This is a genomic window from Gordonia sp. ABSL11-1 (assembly GCF_030315685.1).
Lineage (GTDB): Bacteria > Actinomycetota > Actinomycetes > Mycobacteriales > Mycobacteriaceae > Gordonia.
In genome coordinates this window covers 100,934-118,406 of sequence record NZ_JASXSI010000004.1, presented here as the reverse complement: position 1 = coordinate 118,406, position 17,473 = coordinate 100,934, and the positions used below count along the sequence as shown (strand labels likewise).

Sequence of the window (17,473 nt, the reverse complement as noted above, 5' to 3'; positions counted from 1 at the left end):
CGGATTCGCGGCTACATAAGCCGGCATCAGCCCCGATGTTGCCGGAACATGCGGGTGGCCGTCGCCGCACCCGCACCCGCCGCCCCCAGGACGAGGGCCGTCGTCGCGCCGTACTTCGCGGCCTTGCGTGCGGTGCGGAAGTCGTACATCTCCCAGCCGCGGACCTTCGCGACGTCGCGCAGATCCGCGTCGGGATTGATCGCGACCGCCGTGCCGACCAGCGACAGCATGGGAACGTCGTTGTGTGAATCCGAATAGGCGGTGCACCGCTTGAGATTCAGTCCCTCACGGATCGCGAGGGCGCGGACCGCGTGGGCCTTGCCCGGCCCGTGCAGGATGTCGCCGACGAGCCGTCCGGTGAACACACCGTCGACGCTCTCCGCGACGGTCCCGAGCGCACCGGTGAGTCCGAGGCGTTCCGCGATCGTCTGCGCGAGCTCGACCGGCGTCGCCGTCACCAGCCAGACCTGCTGGCCCGCGTCGAGGTGCCGCTGCGCCAAAGCCCTTGTGCCAGGCCAGATCTTCTCGGCGATGTACTCGTCGTAGATTTCCTCACCGAGCTCGACGAGTTCCGACGTCCGACGGCCCGCGATGAACGACAGCGCCTTCTCGCGGCCCTCGGCGACATCGTCGGCGTTCTCCTTGCCGGTGATCTGGAACTTGGCCTGCGTCCACGCGAAATCGAGGATGTCGCCGTAGGTGAAGTACTTGTGTGCGGCCAGGCCGCGCGCGAAGTGGATGATCGACGCGCCCTGCACCAGGGTGTTGTCCACATCGAAGAATGCCGCAGCCGTGAGATCCCTTGGTACGTCGGTGGGTTCGACGTCATCGGAGGGACGTGACCGCAGCGAGTCGACGGCGGCCTTGGCGCTGGCCTCGCCGGCGAGGCTCTGTCGAAGCTCGTGGGCGGTCTGACGGAAGCGTCCGCTGGTGGCGCGAGCCCGCTCGGAGATCCACGTGGTGACGCGGGACGCCTCTTCGTCGTCGTCGGAGTCGTCCGCGTCGTCGTCGCCGCCATCGGGGTCGATCGCGTCGGCGTGTGCTTCCCAGTCCTCGCCGTCGATAACGTCGACACCCGGAGTGGTGTCCACCCCGTCGTCGGGTCCCGCCGATGGACCCCCGGTCGAACCGGCGTCGACGAGGTCCTCGGGGCGCTCGCCCGCCTGATCGGGCCGGTCAGCATCACCGGAGCCAGAGACCTCCTCGGCCACGGCTCACCTCCACTCGCTCGTCCGTGCCGGAACTCCACACTATCGACGCCGAGCCTAGTCGGCACCGATTGCGAGGGGTGACACACTGATCGGCGCGACACCGCCCCGGCCGGGCGGACGGGAAGGAGGCGACCATGCCCACGGTGACCCTGCTCACCCGCGCGGAATGCTCGGCATGCGCCGCAGCGCGTGCCGACCTGACCCGGATCTGCGCGGAGCTCGGCACGGACTTCGACGAAGTCGACGTCGACCGCGCCGCCGCCGACGGCGACCCCACACTCCGCGCCGAATTCGGCGATCGACTGCCGGTGGTCCTGCTCGACGACGACGAACACAGCTACTGGGAAGTGGACGAGCAACGCCTGCGCGCGGACCTGACGACCCGGGGGTGAACATGTTATCGGGCGGTATACCCTGATCTCTGGTATCAGCTGCGGCGGAAGGTGACCACAGGGTGAGCGGCAGAGCGACAACGTCGAGGGCCTCGGACCCCGACGGTGATCATGACGCCGACGCCGTCGGAGACGATCATGCCGACGCCGTGGGTGACGAATCCGCCTCCCGCGACGCCGTGACAGCCGAGTCCGTGCACATCTCCTCCGACATCCCGGAGCCCACCGTCACCCGCTTGGCGACCTACCTGCACGTCCTGCGCTCGTTCAGTGAACGAGGCGTACTCGTCGCGTCCAGTGTCCAACTGGCCACCGCCGCGGGTGTCAACTCGTCGATCCTGCGCAAGGACTTCACCCACGTCGGCGCCAACGGCGTCCGCGGCGTCGGCTACGACGTCGGCCGGCTCACCGCGCGCATCAAACTCGCCCTGCACACCGACAGCACGCACACCGTCGCCCTCGCCGGCGCCGGTCGTCTCGGTCGGGCGCTTCTCGAACACGCCGGGTTCGGACGGGGCTTCCGCATCGCCGCGATGTTCGACGCCGACCCGCGACTGATCGGCACCATCATCGACGACGGCGGTCCGACCGTCGCGCCGCTGACCGCCATCGTCGACGTCTGCGCAGGTCGCGACGCCGAACCGATCGAGATCGGCGTGATCGCGACCGCCGATCCGGACGCACAGACGGCGTGCGACGCATTTGTCGAGGCGGGCGTGCGGCAACTGCTCAACGTCACGCCGACGACCCTGAGGACGGAGTCCGATGTCGTCGTGAGGCAGGTTGATCTAGCCTTGGAGTTACAGGTGTTGGCGTTCAACGCGTCGCGATCGCGTGGACGTCGGACAGTCATGGGTGAGGAAACGGTGACGGCGTGAGTGTTTTGTTGTTCGGGGTCTCGCACCGCAGCGCACCGGTCGAGGTGCTGGAACGGCTTGCGGTCTCCGACCACGATCGGCCCAAGATCGTCGACGAGCTGCTCTCGTCGCGCGCGATCTCCGAGGCGATGCTCGTCTCGACGTGCAACCGCGTCGAGATCTACGCCGTCGTCGACGCGTTCCACCCGGCTCTCGAGGCCGTCGGTTCCGTCCTGGGCGAGCACTCGGGCATGACGGTCAACGAGATGACCCGTCACGCCTACGTGCGCTACTCCGAGGCCGCCGTCGAACATCTCTTCACCGTCGCCGCCGGACTCGATTCCCTTGTCGTCGGCGAGCAGCAGATCCTCGGTCAGATCCGCAACGCCTACCTCAACGCCGACGCGAATCAGTCCGCAGGCCGCGTGCTGCACGAACTCGCCCAGCAGGCGCTGCGCGTCGGCAAGCGCGTGCACACCGAGACCGGAATCGACCGGGCAGGCGCGTCGGTCGTCTCCGTTGCGCTGCATCGTGCGCAGTCCGTACTGGGCGGGGCCACCACCGCCGAGGAGCCCACGCTCCGCTCGGCGGTCGTCGTCGGCGCGGGAGCGATGGGCGGGCTCGCCTGCGCTCAACTCGCGCGCGAGGGTGTCCGCGAACTCGTCGTCGTCAATCGCACCGTCGCCAACGCCGAACATCTCGCCGGCAACGTCGCCGCCAACCACGGGATGGCCGTGCGCGGCGTCGGACTCGAACATCTCCCGGAGGCCATGGCAGGTGCCGACGTCGTCGTCGCCTGTACCGGATCGGTCGGTGCTGTCGTCAGCGTCGGCGAGGTGCACTCCGCGCTTGCTGCCCGCGACCGCACCCGCCCACTGGTCATCTGCGACCTCGGACTGCCCCGCAATGTCGACCCCGCGGCCGGGCGACTCCCCGGCGTGCACGTCGTCGACATCGAAGGCCTGCGCGGTGACTCCGAGGCACAGGCCGCCGAAAACGACACCAGCGCAGCACGTTCCATCGTCGCCACCGAGCTCGCCGACTACCTGACCCATCAGCGTCAGGCCGAGGTCACCCCGACCGTTGCCGCACTACGGCAGCGCGCCGCCGACGTCGTCGAGGCGGAGATCCTGCGCCTCGACGCCCGCCTGCCCGGCCTCGACGACCCGCAGCGCGACGAGGTCGCCAAGACCGTGCGACGCGTCGTCGACAAGCTGCTGCACGCGCCGACGGTGCGGGTCAAGCAACTCGCCTCGACCCCCAACGGCGATCACTACGCCGAGGCGCTGCGCGAACTGTTCGAACTCAAGCCCGGCGCCGCCGAGTCGGTCTCCGCACCCGAGGCCCCCGGCTTCGCTCCCGGTGCCGATGAGAATCGGCCCGCTCGCTACGCTCCCGGCGCCGGCCGGACCGAGAAGTGAGCCCCTTCACCCCTGGCACCGGCGCGATCCGCATCGGTACCCGGGGTTCGTTGCTGGCCCGCACCCAGGCACAGACCGTCGCCGACGCCCTCGGCGCCGCCGGGCACCCGGCCGAGCTGGTCATCATCAAGACCGCCGGCGACGCCTCGCAGGCGCCCGTGGCCGAGATCGGCGTCGGCGTGTTCACCACCGCCATCCGCACCGCACTGCAGAACCACGAGGTCGATGTCGCGATCCACTCCTACAAGGATCTGCCGACAGCACCCGAACCCGGACTCGTCATCCCCGCCGTCCCGCCTCGCGAAGACCCGAGGGATGCCCTGGTCAGCAGGGATGGCATGGTCCTCGGCGAGCTCCCTCCGGGGTCCACGGTCGGCACCTCGGCCCCGCGTCGGGCGGCACAGCTTAGAGCATTGGGTCTCGGTTTGGAAATCCGCCCCCTACGAGGCAACCTTGATTCTCGGTTGGGCAAAGTCGCCGGCGGTGAACTCGACGCAGTCGTGGTCGCCCGGGCAGGTCTGGTACGGATCGGCAGAGCCGATGAGGTCACCGAGGCCTTCGACCCGGTGGTGCTGTTACCGGCACCGGCACAGGGCGCCTTGGCCGTGGAGTGCCGCTCCGACGATGCCGAACTGGTGAGAATACTCGCCGAGTTGGACGACGCGTCCACACGTGCGGCGATCGATGCCGAGCGTGCGGTGCTCGCGGCCCTGGAGGCCGGGTGTACCGCACCGATCGGGGCGATTGCCGAGGTGGTCGAGTCGATCGACGACGACGGGCGCATCTTCGCCGAACTGTCGCTTCGCGCGGCGGTGGCGGCCGAGGACGGATCGGACGTGATCCGGGCCTCGGTGGTGGGTCCCGTGGATCGCGCGGCCCAGCTCGGCAAGGATCTCGCCGCCGAACTGCTGGAGCTGGGAGCGGCCGAGCTCGTCGGCCGCGGTTCGCAAGCCTAGCGGCGCCCTGTGCGCCCGAGGTGAGCGGGTCGCGACCTCGGGGTCACGCACCGTCTCGCAACTCCGGTAGCAGAAGGAACTGCAGCTCCGACAGGGGCAGGAGAGTGCGAACTCATGAGCCGTACGAAAAAGGTCAATCCGGGGCGGATCCTGTTCGTCGGGTCGGGACCAGGCGATCCCGAACTGCTGACTGTGCGCGCCCGCAACGTCATCGAGAAGGCGACCACCGCCTACATCGACCCTGACGTCCCCGCCGGTGTGGTGGCCATGATCGGCTTTGCCCACATCGACGACGCCGAGGAGACGTCGAGGTCGTCGAAGAACACCAAGACCGCCGCCAAAGAGGCCGCCCAGGCCGCTGCCGGCGCGGACTCGGCCGATTCCGCCGAGCCGACACAGCCCGTCGGCGACGCCGCCGAGGCGCACGAAGCCTCCGTGGTCCACCCGGCTCTGGGCGATCCGGCCGAGGTCGCCAAGACCCTCGTCGCCGCGGCCAAGGCCGGCGACGACGTCGTTCGTGTCGTCTCCGGTGATCCCCTCACCACCGACTCGGTCCTCGCCGAGGTCAACGCCGTCGCGCGGTCATCGGTCCAGTTCGAGGTCCTGCCCGGGCTGCCGTCGGCCTCCGTCGTGCCGAGCTACGCCGGGATGCCGCTCGGCTCCACACACACCGAGGCCGATGTCCGCGCCGAGGGTGTCGACTGGGCCGCCCTGGCCGCAGCGCCCGGTCCGCTGGTGCTGCACGCCACCGCCGGACACCTCGCCGAGACCGCGAGCGCGCTGACCGAACACGGCATGGCCGCGCAGACCCCGGTCGCGATCACCGTCAACGGCACCACCTGCGCCCAGCGCACCATCGAGGCCACCCTCGCGACGCTCAACGAGCAGGGCAACGCGCTCGTCGGCCCGCTGATCCTGACCATCGGCAAGGTCGTCGGACACCGCGGCAAGCTCTCCTGGTGGGAGTCGCGCGCCCTCTACGGCTGGACCGTGCTGGTGCCGCGCACCAAGGACCAGGCCGGCGACATGAGCGATCGGCTCCGGTCGCACGGCGCGATCCCCAAGGAGGTGCCGACGATCGCCGTCGAACCCCCGCGCAGTCCTGCCCAGATGGAAAGGGCCGTCAAGGGATTGGTCGACGGACGCTACCAGTGGGTGGTGTTCACCTCGACCAACGCGGTGCGTGCCGTGTGGGAGAAGTTCGCCGAGTTCGGTCTCGACGCCCGCGCGTTCTCCGGCGTGAAGATCGCCTGCGTCGGTGAGGCCACCGCGGAGAAGGTGCGCACCTTCGGCATTCAGCCCGAACTCGTGCCGTCGGGAGAGCAGAGTTCACTCGGACTCCTCGACGACTTCCCGCCGTACGACGACGTGTTCGATCCGGTCAACCGAATCCTGTTGCCGCGCGCCGACATCGCCACCGAGACCCTGTCCGAGGGCCTGCGTGAGCGTGGCTGGGAGATCGACGACGTCACCGCCTACCGCACCGTCCGGGCGGCACCGCCGCCCGCCGAGACGCGCGAGATGATCAAGACCGGCGGCTTCGACGCGGTCTGCTTCACCTCGAGTTCGACGGTCCGCAACCTGGTCGGCATCGCTGGAAAGCCGCACGCGCGCACCATCGTTGCGTGCATCGGCCCGAAGACCGCCGAAACCGCAACGGAATTCGGTCTGCGGGTGGACGTGCAGCCGGAGAACGCGTCGGTGACCGAGCTGGTCGACGCGCTCGCCGAACACGCCGCACGCCTGCGGGCCGAGGGCGCCCTGCCCCCGCCGCGCAAGAAGTCGCGTCGCTCGCGGTCCTGACGTCGCCGAACCATCCGGTCCCTGAGGAGCGGGCTTGCGAGTGTCACGAAGGGCAACACGAGGAGGAAGCGCACATGGCACCGGTGATCCGTCCCCGCCGACTACGCACCACACCGGCGATGCGGCGCCTCGTCGCCGAGACGACGCTCGCGCCGTCGGACCTGGTGTTGCCGATGTTCGTCGCCGATGGCCTCGATGCCCCGCGCGACATCTCGTCGATGCCCGGCGTCGTCCAGCACACCCTCGACTCGCTGCGTAAGGCTGCCGACGAGGCGGTCCGCGCCGGCGTCGGCGGACTGATGCTGTTCGGTGTGCCGGCTGCGGCGGACAAGGATGCTGTCGGTTCCGGCGCCGACGCCGACGACGGCATCCTCAACCGCGCGTTGCGAGCCCTCGCCGACGACCTCGGCGACAGTACCGTCCTGATGGCCGACACCTGCCTCGACGAGTTCACCGATCACGGCCACTGCGGTGTGCTCGACGACCGCGGCCGCATCGACAACGACGCCACTCTCGACCGGTACGTCTCGATGTCGATCGCACAGGCGCAGGCCGGTGCGCACCTGCTCGGACCGAGCGGGATGATGGACGGACAGGTCGCCGCGATCCGTGCCGGACTCGACGAGCTGGGACTGACCGACACTGGGATCCTCGCCTACGCCGCCAAGTACGCCTCCGCGTTCTACGGACCGTTCCGCGAGGCGGTCGGCTCGTCACTGCAAGGTGACCGGCGCACATACCAGCAGGACGCCGCCAACCGGATCGAGGCCCTGCGCGAGATCCGCCTCGACCTCGAGGAGGGCGCCGACCTCGTGATGGTCAAACCGGCGATGAGCTATCTCGACATCGTTCGCGATGCCGCCGAGATCGCCGACGTCCCGGTTGCCGCCTATCAGATCAGCGGCGAGTACTCGATGATCACCGCGGCCGCCGAACGCGGGTGGATCGATCGCGACGCCGCCATCCTGGAATCGCTCACCTCCATCAAACGCGCGGGCGCATCCATCATCCTCACGTACTGGGCAACAGAAGTGGCCGGCCGGTTGACGTAGGCCTGAACGGTCAACATGAGAGTCACCACAGCGGCCCGATGAGTGGATAATCCACTCGACTCCTCTCTCTGGTGACCCTGATGCGGGCCGACCTCCGCTGATCGAGCGCCGAACACAGTCGGAACCCCATTCACTACCCTGGGACCCATGACCGCACCGATCCATCCGGCGCCGACGGACCCGGGCACCCGCCCCGAGCGGCCCGACGCCATCTCCATCGCGACCGAACTGTGGGCGGTGGTGATCCTCGGTCAGCTCGTCGCCTTTATCGGCCAGTACCCGTGGTTGCGTGACGCCTGGGATCGGCAGATCCGCACACTCCCCGCGGACACCCCGGCCGAGCAGGTCGAGATGCTCAACTCGAGCGGCACTCTCATCGTCGTCCTCGCCATCTTCGGGGTCGCCCTGACGGCGGTGTCGACCTTCCTTGTCCTGATGACACGCTCCGGCTACAACTGGGCACGGATCATCGTCGCCGCGATGGGGGTGTTCATCACTGTCAACGTGGTCTTCACCCTGTTCGGTGACATCGAGCCGCAATGGGTGATGATCCCGATGATCATCAGCGGTGTCGCCGCGCTCGGCGGCTCGGTGCTCCTCCTCCGACGCGAGTCCGAGCAGTATTGCCGCGACATGACCGCTCATCGTCGACGCCCGCAGTACCCTCCGCCCGGCGCCGGCCCGGGAGCGTCGGCGTGGCCGGGCGGTCCCGGCCATCAGCAGGGCCAGACGCCCCCGTGGACGTATGGTGGCGGACAACACAATCCTCCACAACACAATCCTCCACAACACAATGCGCCGCAGCCCAACCCTCCGCAGCACAGCAATCCATCACACCATCCGTACCCGCACAATCCTGCCCAGTCATCCGGCGACCGGCCGCCGTCGAACGAAGGAAACGACAACCGTGGTGAGTCCTGATCCAGCTCAACGGCCGAAACAGGTCGTCTGGGCCTACCGATGCTGGACGGTGTCCGGCGGTTTGCTCGCCGCGCTCGGCGTCCTGTTCATCGTGATCGGGATCGTCAGTTCGGGACCGACGTTGCTGCCCATCGGGGTCGGCGTGATCGTCGGCATCATCGGTGTCGCGTACATCCTGCTCGGCAGCAAGGCCTTCGTCGGCGACGTCCGGTGGCGTTCGTCGCTGGCCGCCCTGACGCTCGTGGTGGTCATCCTGCTTCTCGTGGTCAGCTTCGGGCTGCCGATCCTGGCCTTCGCGTTGCTGGCAGCGATAGTCGGACTGTTCGGCTCGATGATGGCCTACCGTCCCGAAGCCGACACGTGGTACGCACCGGACACGCCGAAGAAGCCCAGCAAGAAGAAGTGAGCCGCGCCGAGGTGAACGAACCGAGAAGGACCGACGACGGCAACGACGACGGCACGGCGGATGTCGTGCCCGACGGTACCGCTGAGGCGGCCGGCGCCGAGTCGGCCATCGATGTCGACCCCGCCGACTACACCCCCGCCGACTACACCCCCGCCGACTACACCCCCGCCGCCGACGAGTCCGCCGCCGACTCCGCTGATGATGAGTCCGCCGCCGACCCGGACGACGACATCCCGCCCGAACCCGTCGACGAAGGCGAACTGCTGTTCTACGAACCCGGCGGCAGCTGGTGGGTGGTCGCGATCGGACCGGTGCTGATCGGCGCGGTCCTTGCGATGGAGATCGCCGGACCGGGCCAGGTGCATTGGCCCGTGCTCATCATCTTCGCGGTCATCCTGATCGGCTTCTCGCTCGTCCAGGTCTACGCTGCGCGGACCCACGTGAGTGTCCGCCTCACCGAGACCACGCTCCGGCAGGGCACCCGCACGATCCCGTTGTCGGACATCACGAAGATCCTCCCGGCCAGCAACGGCCCCGAACCGCAGACGTGGGAGAGTGCCCGCGCCCTGGGCGAACTCCCCGCCGTTCCCCGACGGCGCAAGGGGATCGGCGTCGAGCTCGCCGACGGCGCGCTCGCCCAGGCCTGGGCACGCGACGTCGAACGGTTCCGTACCGAATTGTCCGAGGCGCATCAGGCCGTGCGGATGGGTTTGCCCCCGCGCGGCCACAACCACACGGGGGACTGACAACGACGGGGGTTGTTCCCCGTGTGGATGGACAGTTCCCCATGTGGTTGGCCACGACGGGAGCCGATCGGACGCACCGTGCGTCTAAGTTCCATGACACCTTTCGGAGCCGATTCCCACGGCATCATCTACCGGCACACCGCGATCGACCAGGGATACACCGACAAACAACTGGCGCGGGCCGTCGACGACGACACCCTGGCCCGGATCTGGCCCGGCGCCTACGTACCCACGCTCACCCGCACACCCGAGGAACTGCACAAACTCACCGCGATCGCCGCCGTGACGCTCAGCCCGGGCGACTTCGCACTCAGCCACCACACCGCCGGGACCATGCATGACCTGTCGATGCTCGACCCTGATCTCGAGCGGGTGCACATCAGTACCGGATACACCACGGGGGCGCGTCTCGAGTCGCGTCGGCACATCCACTCGGGAACCCTCGACGACGCAGACCTCACCGTCATCGACGGCATCCCGGTGACGTCGATCGAGCGCACGGCCGCCGACATCGCGTGCAGCGGTGGCTTCGCCCCGGCGCTCGCGGTCATGGACTCGGCGCTACGGAGAGGTGCGGACCGCGACGTCATCGGCGAGTACCTCGACGGACACAAGCGCGGTGTCGCGCAGGCCCGTCGGGCGCTTGCTCACGCCGACGCCGGTTCCGAGAACGCCGGCGAATCGTGGGGCAGGGCGCAGATCATCTGCGCCGGCCTGCCGATCCCGCGGCTGCAGCACGAGTTCCGGGACGCTCGAGGCACACTCATCGCCCGCACCGACTACGACTGGATCGGCAAACTCGTCGCCGAGTTCGACGGAATGGCCAAGTACCAGAAACATCTCCGTCCCGGAGAGACGCCGTTCGACGTGATGCGGCGTGAGAAGGAACGCGAGGATGCGCTCCGTCGCCTCGGAATCATGGTGATCCGATGGGTCTGGGAGGATCTGCGTCGCAACCGTGTCGTGCCGATGGTTCGCGAGTGGCTCGAGCGACTCGGGATCGCCGCCTAGACTCCGCGCCCCCCGAACCGCAACCACATGGGGAACTGGCCATTCACATGGGGGATCTCCCCGTGAATGTAAGTTCCCCATGTGGATTTGCCGCGCGGGCGGCTCAGCGCCTCTATGCGCGCCCGATCACCCGTTCTGGATCATCGGGGCCGCGAGCAGTTCCTCCGGGATGCCGAAAGCGTCGACGAGACTGTGCACGTGCGGCCGGAGCTCCAGGCACAGTTCGTTGACGCCGCGTCGGATCGCCTTCGCCCGCTCCACGGACACCTGTCGGTGCATGAGGAACCACGACAGGTCGTCCTCGAGTGCCGAGTAGACGAACAGATCGCACACCTTGCCGAGCAGCTCCGCCGCCGATCGCGAGTCGCAGTCGTTGATCGCCTGCACGAACGCCTCCAGCACGATGCGTTCGGTGCGCGCCTGCCCGACCTTCAGCAGATGATCCTGAGCGTTGTTGAACACCTCGAACGGATCGTTCTCGTCGTCGGTCGCGCGACGCAGCCGCTGCGCGCAGGTGCGGACCAGATGATCCTCACGATTGCGGAAGAGCCGGAGCTGCGTGCCGCGGTTGGTCAGGTTCGACTTCTCGGTGTCCTCGTCGGAGCCCTCCAGCAAGGTCTGCACGACCTGACGCACCGCGGTCTTCTCGACGACCACATCGCGGGCCATCCCGGCGATGAACTTCACCCAACCGCCCGCCGACAGCCCGCGGACGTCCTCGGCGTACGCCGACAGCAACTCCTTGGCGACGAGCTGGGTGAGGACGGTGTTGTCGCCCTCGAACGTCGTGAAGACGTCGATGTCGCCGCGCATGATCGAGATCTGGTTCTCGTCGAGATACCCTGCGCCGCCGCAGGCTTCGCGGCTGATGTTGATCGCGTGCGAGGCGTGCCACGTCGCATACGCCTTCAGACCTGCTGCCGCACTTTCCAATTCGCGTTGACGTCCGGCGTCGGAGTCGTCGGGCGACGTCGACTGCACCTCGTGCAGTTCCTCGGTCAGTTCGTTCTGGGCGCACGCGATCGCATACGACTTCGCGATCAGCGGCAACAACTTCCGCTGGTGGCCCAGGTAATCCATGATGGTGATCTCGTTGTCGGCGTCCGGCGCTTCGAACTGTTTGCGCACCAACCCGTATCGAGTGGCCAGCGTCAGCGCCTTGCGCCCCGCCGCGCCCGCGGTGGCCGCAACGCTGACCCGACCGCGGATCAGCGTGCCGAGCATGGTGAAGAATCGGCGGTTCGGGTTCTCGATCGGTGACGAGTAGGTGCCGTCGGCCTCGACGTCGGCGTAGCGGTTGAGGAGGTTCTCGGCCGGGATGCGCACGTTGTCGAACATGATGCGCCCGTTGTCGACGCCGGCGAGCCCGCCCTTGTAGCCGCAGTCGCTGGTGGTGACGCCGGGCAGGTCGTTGCCGTCCTCGTCGCGGATCGGCACGACGAAGCAGTGCACGCCGCGACTCGACGGCTCCTCGTCGGGACCCGCGGTGATCAGCTGCGCGAACACGGCCGCCACCCGCGCGTGCTGGGCCGCGCCGCCGATGTAGTCCTTGCGCGCCGCCGGCGACGGCGAGTGCACCACGAACTCGCGGGTCTCGGGGTCGTAGGTGGCCGTCGTCTCGAGGGCCTGGACATTCGACCCGTGACCGGTCTCGGTCATCGCGAAGGAGCCGAGCAGATCGAGACTGATGATGTCGGAGACGTAGCGGTCGTGGTGGCGGGCGGTGCCCAGGTTCTCGACTGCGCCGCCGAACAGTCCCCACTGGACGCCCGACTTCACCATCAGCGAGAGGTCGGCGTAGCCGAGCATCTCAATCGCCGTGATCGACGCCCCGACGTCCCCGGTGCCGCCGTGATCGGACGCGAAACCCGCTGAGGCGAAACCGTTCTGCGCCAACTCGCGCATCTCCTCGAGCATGCGGGCCCGCGCTTCGTCGAGCGTCCTCGACGGGTCCGGCAGCAGGTCGGCGCGGTTGGCGTTCTCGCGCACCATGTCGCGGGTGCCGCGCCAGCGTCCGTCCAGTACGTAACGGAGGTTGTCGACGAGCAGGGCGCGCTCATCGTCGGACAGGTCGTCGGTCGGTGCGGGCGGGGCGACGACCTCGGGATCGTCGGTCACGCGCGTCTCGGGCGTGGGTGTTTGCGGACTCTCGATGGGAGTTGCCATGCCTCCACGTTACGTACGAACTACCCGCCAGTAGGTCGGATTGTGGCACCCGCTACACGTTCGCGACGGTATGGTCACGGCCGGATCAATGGGCGACCGAGCTGCCGTCCGGACGCCGTGCGCCATACTTGCCCCATGTCCGACGGCCGCCCCTCCGCGATCACCACGTCGAACGACCGCGCGAATGCCGACACCGATCCAGCAACGGACGCCGGCGACCCGACCGACGCCGGGCGGCCCACGGATTTCCGCGTGCACGTCGTCGCCGAGTCGATCAGGCTGTTCGCCGAGCAGGGCTACGAGTCGACCACCGTCGAGCAGATCGCAGCGGCCGCCGGGATCTCACGCCGCACCTTCTTCCGGCAGTTCGGGGCCAAGGAGGATGTGATCTTCGCCGATCACGAATCGCTCCTGGATCAGGTCGTCGCCCATCTCGACGGCGCCGGGGGAGACCCGTGGATCGCGGTCTGTTCGGCCGCCGAACTCGTCTTCGGCCACTTCCGTGCCGCCCGGGAGATGGCCGTCCGCCGATTCCGCATCGTGCAGGGGGTCCCGGCCCTGCGCGATCGTGAACTCGTCACCACCTATCGATACCAGCGGCTCTTCGAGGACTTCCTCCGCACGCGGCTGCCCGGGGAATCGCCGGTACGGATCGTCGGCTACGCGGCCGCCGTGACCGGTGCACACAACTATCTGCTGCGCGCGATGATCCGCGGCGACGACGACGCCACACTCGAGCGTCTGCGCACCGAACTCGACCGCACCCGCATCGCGTTCGATGCCTGGGCCGACGACCCGGGCAGCAAGCGTCCGGACGCTTCGGACCGCGAGGTCCCCGCCACCGGGACGGTCGTATCGGTCGTGACCTATCCCGCCGGGACGCCGCCGGCGGAGATCATGCGACAGGTCGGTGAACAACTACGCGGTGACCGCGACGATCGCGGACAATGAGAGTGACAGACGCGGAGATTGACATGGCACTGAGTGCCGTGGTGCACTACATTGGAACTGGACATTGGCACTCGGTGCCGCGCTTATCGGAGAGTGTGGCCGCTGAGTCGTAAGGAGTGATCATGGCGTTCGGCAATCCCGACTTCCCCGTTTTCGAGCTGCCCGAGGAGCACGTCGCGCTGCGCGAGGCGATCCGCGCTCTCTCCGAGAAGGAGATCGAGCCGCACGCCGCCGACGTCGACGAGAACTCCCGGTTCCCGCAGGAGGCACTCGATGCCCTCGTGGCGTCGGGCTTCAACGCCATCCACGTGCCCGAGGAGTACGATGGTCAGGGTGCCGACTCGGTGGCCGCGTGCATCGTGATCGAAGAGGTGGCACGAGTGTGCGCGTCGTCGTCGCTGATCCCGGCAGTCAACAAGCTCGGCACCATGGGGCTGATTCTCAACGGATCCGACGACCTCAAGAAGCAGGTGCTGCCCTCGATCGCCTCCGGTGAGGCCATGGCGTCGTACGCGCTGTCCGAGCGCGAGGCGGGCTCCGACGCCGGGTCGATGAAGACCCGCGCCCGCAAGGACGGCAGCAACTGGGTGATCAACGGCTCCAAGTGCTGGATCACCAACGGCGGTAAGTCGTCCTGGTACACCGTCATGGCCGTCACCGATCCGGAGAAGGGCGCCAACGGCATCTCGTCGTTCATGGTCCACAAGGACGATCCGGGCTTCACCGTCGGACCGCTGGAGAAGAAGCTCGGCATCAAGGGCTCGCCCACCGCCGAACTCTATTTCGAGGACTGCACCATCCCCGAGGACCGCATCGTCGGGGACGAGGGCACCGGCTTCAAGACCGCACTGCAGACCCTCGACCACACCCGTCCGACGATCGGCGCGCAGGCCGTCGGCATCGCGCAGGGTGCGCTCGACAAGGCGATCGAATACGTCAAGGACCGCAAGCAGTTCGGCCAGTCGATCAGCAAGTTCCAGGGCGTCGAGTTCATGATCGCCGACATGGCGATGAAGGTGGAGGCCGCCCGGTTGATGGTCTACACCTCGGCCGCCCGCGCCGAGCGGGGCGAGAAGAACCTCGGGTTCATCTCTGCCGCGTCGAAGTGTTTCGCCTCCGACGTCGCGATGGAGGTCACCACCGACGCCGTGCAGCTGTTCGGTGGCGCCGGCTACACCCGCGACTTCCCGGTCGAGCGGATGATGCGTGACGCCAAGATCACCCAGATCTACGAGGGCACCAATCAGATCCAGCGTGTCGTCATGAGCCGCGCGCTGCTGCGCTGACGAACTCCCGCGCACGGTGAGCGCCGAACCCGGTTGGCGATCAGGCGTACGCCGCCTGGAAGGTGAGACGGGCGTGCTGTTTGCCGGCCGCGTCACGGAAGTCCTTCATCGCCCGCGGCATGTGGAAGCCGTTGGTGACGATCAGCGCACCGCTCGCGCCCATCGCCTTCAGCATCGCGACGGTGTTGCTCGCGTTCTGCACGGTGTTGGTCGAGGCACCCTCGTTGACCATCTGCCACATCGGCACACCGCGCCGGATCAGACCGACATTCATGAACTGCGCCTCCGACACCGGCAGCCACCAGGTGTTGCCGCCGGACACGATCATGCGGTTGAAGGGGTGGGTCTTCGCCAGGTGTGCACCGACGTCGAGGCGGCGCTGGAGGATCTGTGGCGTCTGACCGAACGTCCCCATCTTGGCGCCCAGCACGACGATGTAGCGCTGCGGCGGGCTCTGCCACAGGAACAAGCTGTTCGGCGACAGCAGGTCGGCGCTGCCGGCGCCCAGGCTTCCCGTGTCGGCGCGTGCCGGCGCCGCGACCGCCACACTCAGTGCGGTCAGGAGCGCGATCACCAGTGCTGCAACCCGAATACGCATGGGGGCGAGTGTACGGAATGAATTGCGCCGTCGCCGGTCTCGGGGCCGACATGCTCAGGTTGCGTTCAGGTACGACCGTCCCGAATGTCGGAGTCGCCCCTTCGAGACGCTCGCACGCTCGCTCCTCAGGGGTCGGGTGATCTGTCTGTTGTGATCCCTGAGGAGGACCGGAGCCTGCGGAGGTCCGTCACGAAGGGTCCCGCCGCGCCCTCAGGTCAGCGCCACGTACTTGATCGACAGGTACTCGTCGATGCCCTCGCTGCCGCCTTCGCGGCCGATGCCGGACTGTTTGACGCCACCGAACGGCGCTGCGACGTCGGAGATCACGCCCCGGTTGACGCCGACCATGCCGGAGTCGAGCCCGGACGCGACGCGCATGCAGCGGTCGAGATCCTTGCTGAAGAAGTACGACGCGAGACCGTACTCGGTGGAGTTCGCGGCCTTGATCGCGTCGGCCTCCGAGTCGAAGGTGCTGATCACCGCGACCGGCCCGAAGATCTCCTCACGGGTGATCGCCGCGTACGGATCGACCTGATCCAACACCGTCGCCGGATAGAAGTAGCCCTTGCCCTCGGGAACCTTGCCGCCCAGGCGGACCCGCGCTCCGTCGGCGATGGCGCTGTCGACGAGTTCGGCGACTTTGTCGCGCTGCTTGGCACTGACCAGCGGCCCCAGGGTGACGCCGGACTCATGGCCGGCCCCGAGCCGGACCGCCGACATCTTCTCGGTCAGCTTGGTGGTGAACTCCTCGGCGACACCGGACTGCACGAGGAAGCGGTTCGCGGCGGTGCACGCCTCACCGCCGTTGCGCATCTTCGCGGCGAAGGCACCCTCGACGGCGGCGTCGACGTCGGCGTCGTCGAACACCAGGAACGGGGCGTTGCCGCCGAGTTCCATCGACGTCCGCTGGACGCGTTCGGCGGCCTGGCCCATCAGGGTTCGTCCCACCGGGGTCGAGCCGGTGAAGCTGATCTTCCGGATGCGGTCATCGGTGATGATCGCCGTCGACACCTCGCCGGACGCCGTCGTCGGCAACACCGTCAGCACGCCTGCCGGCAGTCCCGCCTCGGCGAAGATCTCGGCGAGGGCGAGCATCGTCAGCGGCGTCTCGTGCGCCGGCTTGACCAGCATCACGTTGCCCGCGGCCAGTGCCGGGCCGATCTTGCGGGTTCCCATGGCGAGCGGGAAGTTCCACGGTGTGATGGCCAGACATGGACCCACCGGTGCATGCGACACCAGCACCCGCCCGGTGCCGGCGGGGGCATGCGTGAACCGGCCGCTGATCCGGACCGCCTCCTCGGAGAACCAGCGCAGGAACTCGGTTCCGTATTTCGTCTCGGCCATGCTGTCGGGCAGGGCGCGACCGAGTTCGAGGGTCATCAGGAGCGCGAGGTCGTCGGCGCGATCGGTCAGCAGTTCGAAAGCACCGCGCAGGATCTCACCGCGCTCGCGGGGTGCCGTCGCGGCCCAGTCCTCGGCGACGGCGACCGCCTTGTCCAACGCGCGCTGGGCGTCTTCGACGCCGGCGTCGGCCACCGACACCAGCGGTTCTTCGGTCGCCGGATCGAGGACCTCGAACGTGGCCCCGGACTCAGCCGGAACGGATTCGCCGTCGATCCACAGCCCGGTCGGGACGCGGTCGAGGACGGTCTGGGGGTCGAGCTTCTCCTGCGTGGTCATGCGGGTTCTCACCTTT

The 17,473-nt window shown here is 68.1% G+C and carries 16 protein-coding genes; 12 read left to right on the top strand and 4 right to left on the bottom strand.

From position 1 onward, the window contains the following. Positions 1 to 26: 26 nt before the first annotated feature. Positions 27 to 1,091, bottom strand: coding sequence for an HAD family hydrolase (locus tag QSJ19_RS06085; RefSeq protein WP_286319318.1), 1,065 nt, complete (start codon positions 1,089 to 1,091; stop codon positions 27 to 29). A 254-nt stretch (positions 1,092 to 1,345) separates the two neighbouring features. On the opposite strand from QSJ19_RS06085, the gene QSJ19_RS06080 reads away from it, so the two are divergent. From QSJ19_RS06080 to QSJ19_RS06035, 10 genes are all read left to right on the top strand, one after another. Continuing rightward, positions 1,346 to 1,603, top strand: a complete 258-nt coding sequence (locus QSJ19_RS06080; RefSeq protein ID WP_286319030.1) for a glutaredoxin family protein — start codon at positions 1,346 to 1,348, stop codon at positions 1,601 to 1,603. A 179-nt stretch (positions 1,604 to 1,782) separates the two neighbouring features. Next, positions 1,783 to 2,481, top strand: a complete 699-nt coding sequence (locus tag QSJ19_RS06075) for a redox-sensing transcriptional repressor Rex (RefSeq protein WP_286319317.1) — start codon at positions 1,783 to 1,785, stop codon at positions 2,479 to 2,481. Further along, positions 2,478 to 3,881, top strand: coding sequence for a glutamyl-tRNA reductase (locus QSJ19_RS06070; protein WP_286319029.1), 1,404 nt, complete (start codon positions 2,478 to 2,480; stop codon positions 3,879 to 3,881). Before QSJ19_RS06075 ends, QSJ19_RS06070 begins: the two co-directional genes overlap by 4 nt. After that, complete coding sequence (gene hemC, locus QSJ19_RS06065; protein ID WP_286319028.1) at positions 3,878 to 4,837, top strand: hydroxymethylbilane synthase; 960 nt, start codon at positions 3,878 to 3,880, stop codon at positions 4,835 to 4,837. Before QSJ19_RS06070 ends, hemC begins: the two co-directional genes overlap by 4 nt. Before the next feature lie 114 nt (positions 4,838 to 4,951). Further along, the gene (locus QSJ19_RS06060) at positions 4,952 to 6,640 is read left to right on the top strand and encodes a bifunctional uroporphyrinogen-III C-methyltransferase/uroporphyrinogen-III synthase (protein ID WP_286319027.1); all 1,689 of its coding nucleotides are present in this window, start codon (positions 4,952 to 4,954) and stop codon (positions 6,638 to 6,640) included. Positions 6,641 to 6,714: 74 nt separating this feature from the next. Then, a complete protein-coding gene (gene hemB, locus QSJ19_RS06055) occupies positions 6,715 to 7,692 on the top strand; it encodes a porphobilinogen synthase (RefSeq protein ID WP_286319026.1) in 978 nt (325 codons plus the stop codon). 147 nt (positions 7,693 to 7,839) lie between these two features. Continuing rightward, the gene (locus QSJ19_RS06050) at positions 7,840 to 8,613 is read left to right on the top strand and encodes an MATE family efflux transporter (protein WP_286319025.1); all 774 of its coding nucleotides are present in this window, start codon (positions 7,840 to 7,842) and stop codon (positions 8,611 to 8,613) included. Then, positions 8,600 to 9,019, top strand: coding sequence for a hypothetical protein (locus QSJ19_RS06045; RefSeq protein WP_286319024.1), 420 nt, complete (start codon positions 8,600 to 8,602; stop codon positions 9,017 to 9,019). The genes QSJ19_RS06050 and QSJ19_RS06045 overlap by 14 nt, the downstream gene beginning before the upstream one ends. A gap of 65 nt (positions 9,020 to 9,084) precedes the next feature. After that, the gene (mce1N, locus tag QSJ19_RS06040) at positions 9,085 to 9,765 is read left to right on the top strand and encodes a transport-regulating membrane protein Mce1N (protein WP_502876107.1); all 681 of its coding nucleotides are present in this window, start codon (positions 9,085 to 9,087) and stop codon (positions 9,763 to 9,765) included. A gap of 93 nt (positions 9,766 to 9,858) precedes the next feature. Next, positions 9,859 to 10,776, top strand: coding sequence for a hypothetical protein (locus QSJ19_RS06035; RefSeq protein ID WP_286319023.1), 918 nt, complete (start codon positions 9,859 to 9,861; stop codon positions 10,774 to 10,776). A 126-nt stretch (positions 10,777 to 10,902) separates the two neighbouring features. Here the strand turns inward: QSJ19_RS06035 and QSJ19_RS06030 are convergent, their stop codons facing one another. Next, positions 10,903 to 12,942 carry an acyl-CoA dehydrogenase family protein gene (locus QSJ19_RS06030; RefSeq protein ID WP_286319022.1) on the bottom strand — a complete coding sequence of 680 codons (2,040 nt, stop codon included), beginning with the start codon at positions 12,940 to 12,942 and terminating at the stop codon, positions 10,903 to 10,905. A gap of 135 nt (positions 12,943 to 13,077) precedes the next feature. On the opposite strand from QSJ19_RS06030, the gene QSJ19_RS06025 reads away from it, so the two are divergent. Together QSJ19_RS06025 and QSJ19_RS06020 are read left to right on the top strand one after the other, a co-directional pair. Then, a complete protein-coding gene (locus QSJ19_RS06025) occupies positions 13,078 to 13,893 on the top strand; it encodes a TetR family transcriptional regulator (RefSeq protein ID WP_286319021.1) in 816 nt (271 codons plus the stop codon). 122 nt (positions 13,894 to 14,015) lie between these two features. Beyond that, positions 14,016 to 15,179: an acyl-CoA dehydrogenase gene (locus tag QSJ19_RS06020; RefSeq protein WP_286319019.1), complete on the top strand. Its 1,164-nt coding sequence runs from the start codon at positions 14,016 to 14,018 to the stop codon at positions 15,177 to 15,179. 40 nt (positions 15,180 to 15,219) lie between these two features. On the opposite strand, the gene QSJ19_RS06015 is transcribed toward QSJ19_RS06020, so the two are convergent. Both QSJ19_RS06015 and QSJ19_RS06010 read right to left on the bottom strand, forming a co-directional pair. Beyond that, positions 15,220 to 15,777: a YdcF family protein gene (locus QSJ19_RS06015; RefSeq protein WP_286319017.1), complete on the bottom strand. Its 558-nt coding sequence runs from the start codon at positions 15,775 to 15,777 to the stop codon at positions 15,220 to 15,222. Positions 15,778 to 15,987: 210 nt separating this feature from the next. Next, positions 15,988 to 17,457: an NAD-dependent succinate-semialdehyde dehydrogenase gene (locus QSJ19_RS06010; RefSeq protein ID WP_286319015.1), complete on the bottom strand. Its 1,470-nt coding sequence runs from the start codon at positions 17,455 to 17,457 to the stop codon at positions 15,988 to 15,990. Between the last annotated feature and the right edge of the window lie 16 nt (positions 17,458 to 17,473).

Excerpts from the sequence above, each read along its gene's own strand:
- QSJ19_RS06080 (WP_286319030.1), top strand. The coding sequence starts at position 1,346 with ATGCCCACGGTGACCCTGCTCACCCGCGCGGAATGCTCGGCATGCGCC.
- QSJ19_RS06015 (WP_286319017.1), bottom strand. The coding sequence starts at position 15,777 with ATGCGTATTCGGGTTGCAGCACTGGTGATCGCGCTCCTGACCGCACTG.
- hemB (WP_286319026.1), top strand. The coding sequence starts at position 6,715 with ATGGCACCGGTGATCCGTCCCCGCCGACTACGCACCACACCGGCGATG.
- QSJ19_RS06030 (WP_286319022.1), bottom strand. The coding sequence starts at position 12,942 with ATGGCAACTCCCATCGAGAGTCCGCAAACACCCACGCCCGAGACGCGC.
- QSJ19_RS06060 (WP_286319027.1), top strand. The coding sequence starts at position 4,952 with ATGAGCCGTACGAAAAAGGTCAATCCGGGGCGGATCCTGTTCGTCGGG.
- QSJ19_RS06010 (WP_286319015.1), bottom strand. The coding sequence starts at position 17,457 with ATGACCACGCAGGAGAAGCTCGACCCCCAGACCGTCCTCGACCGCGTC.
- QSJ19_RS06020 (WP_286319019.1), top strand. The coding sequence starts at position 14,016 with ATGGCGTTCGGCAATCCCGACTTCCCCGTTTTCGAGCTGCCCGAGGAG.
- QSJ19_RS06050 (WP_286319025.1), top strand. The coding sequence starts at position 7,840 with ATGACCGCACCGATCCATCCGGCGCCGACGGACCCGGGCACCCGCCCC.
- QSJ19_RS06035 (WP_286319023.1), top strand. The coding sequence starts at position 9,859 with ATGACACCTTTCGGAGCCGATTCCCACGGCATCATCTACCGGCACACC.
- QSJ19_RS06025 (WP_286319021.1), top strand. The coding sequence starts at position 13,078 with ATGTCCGACGGCCGCCCCTCCGCGATCACCACGTCGAACGACCGCGCG.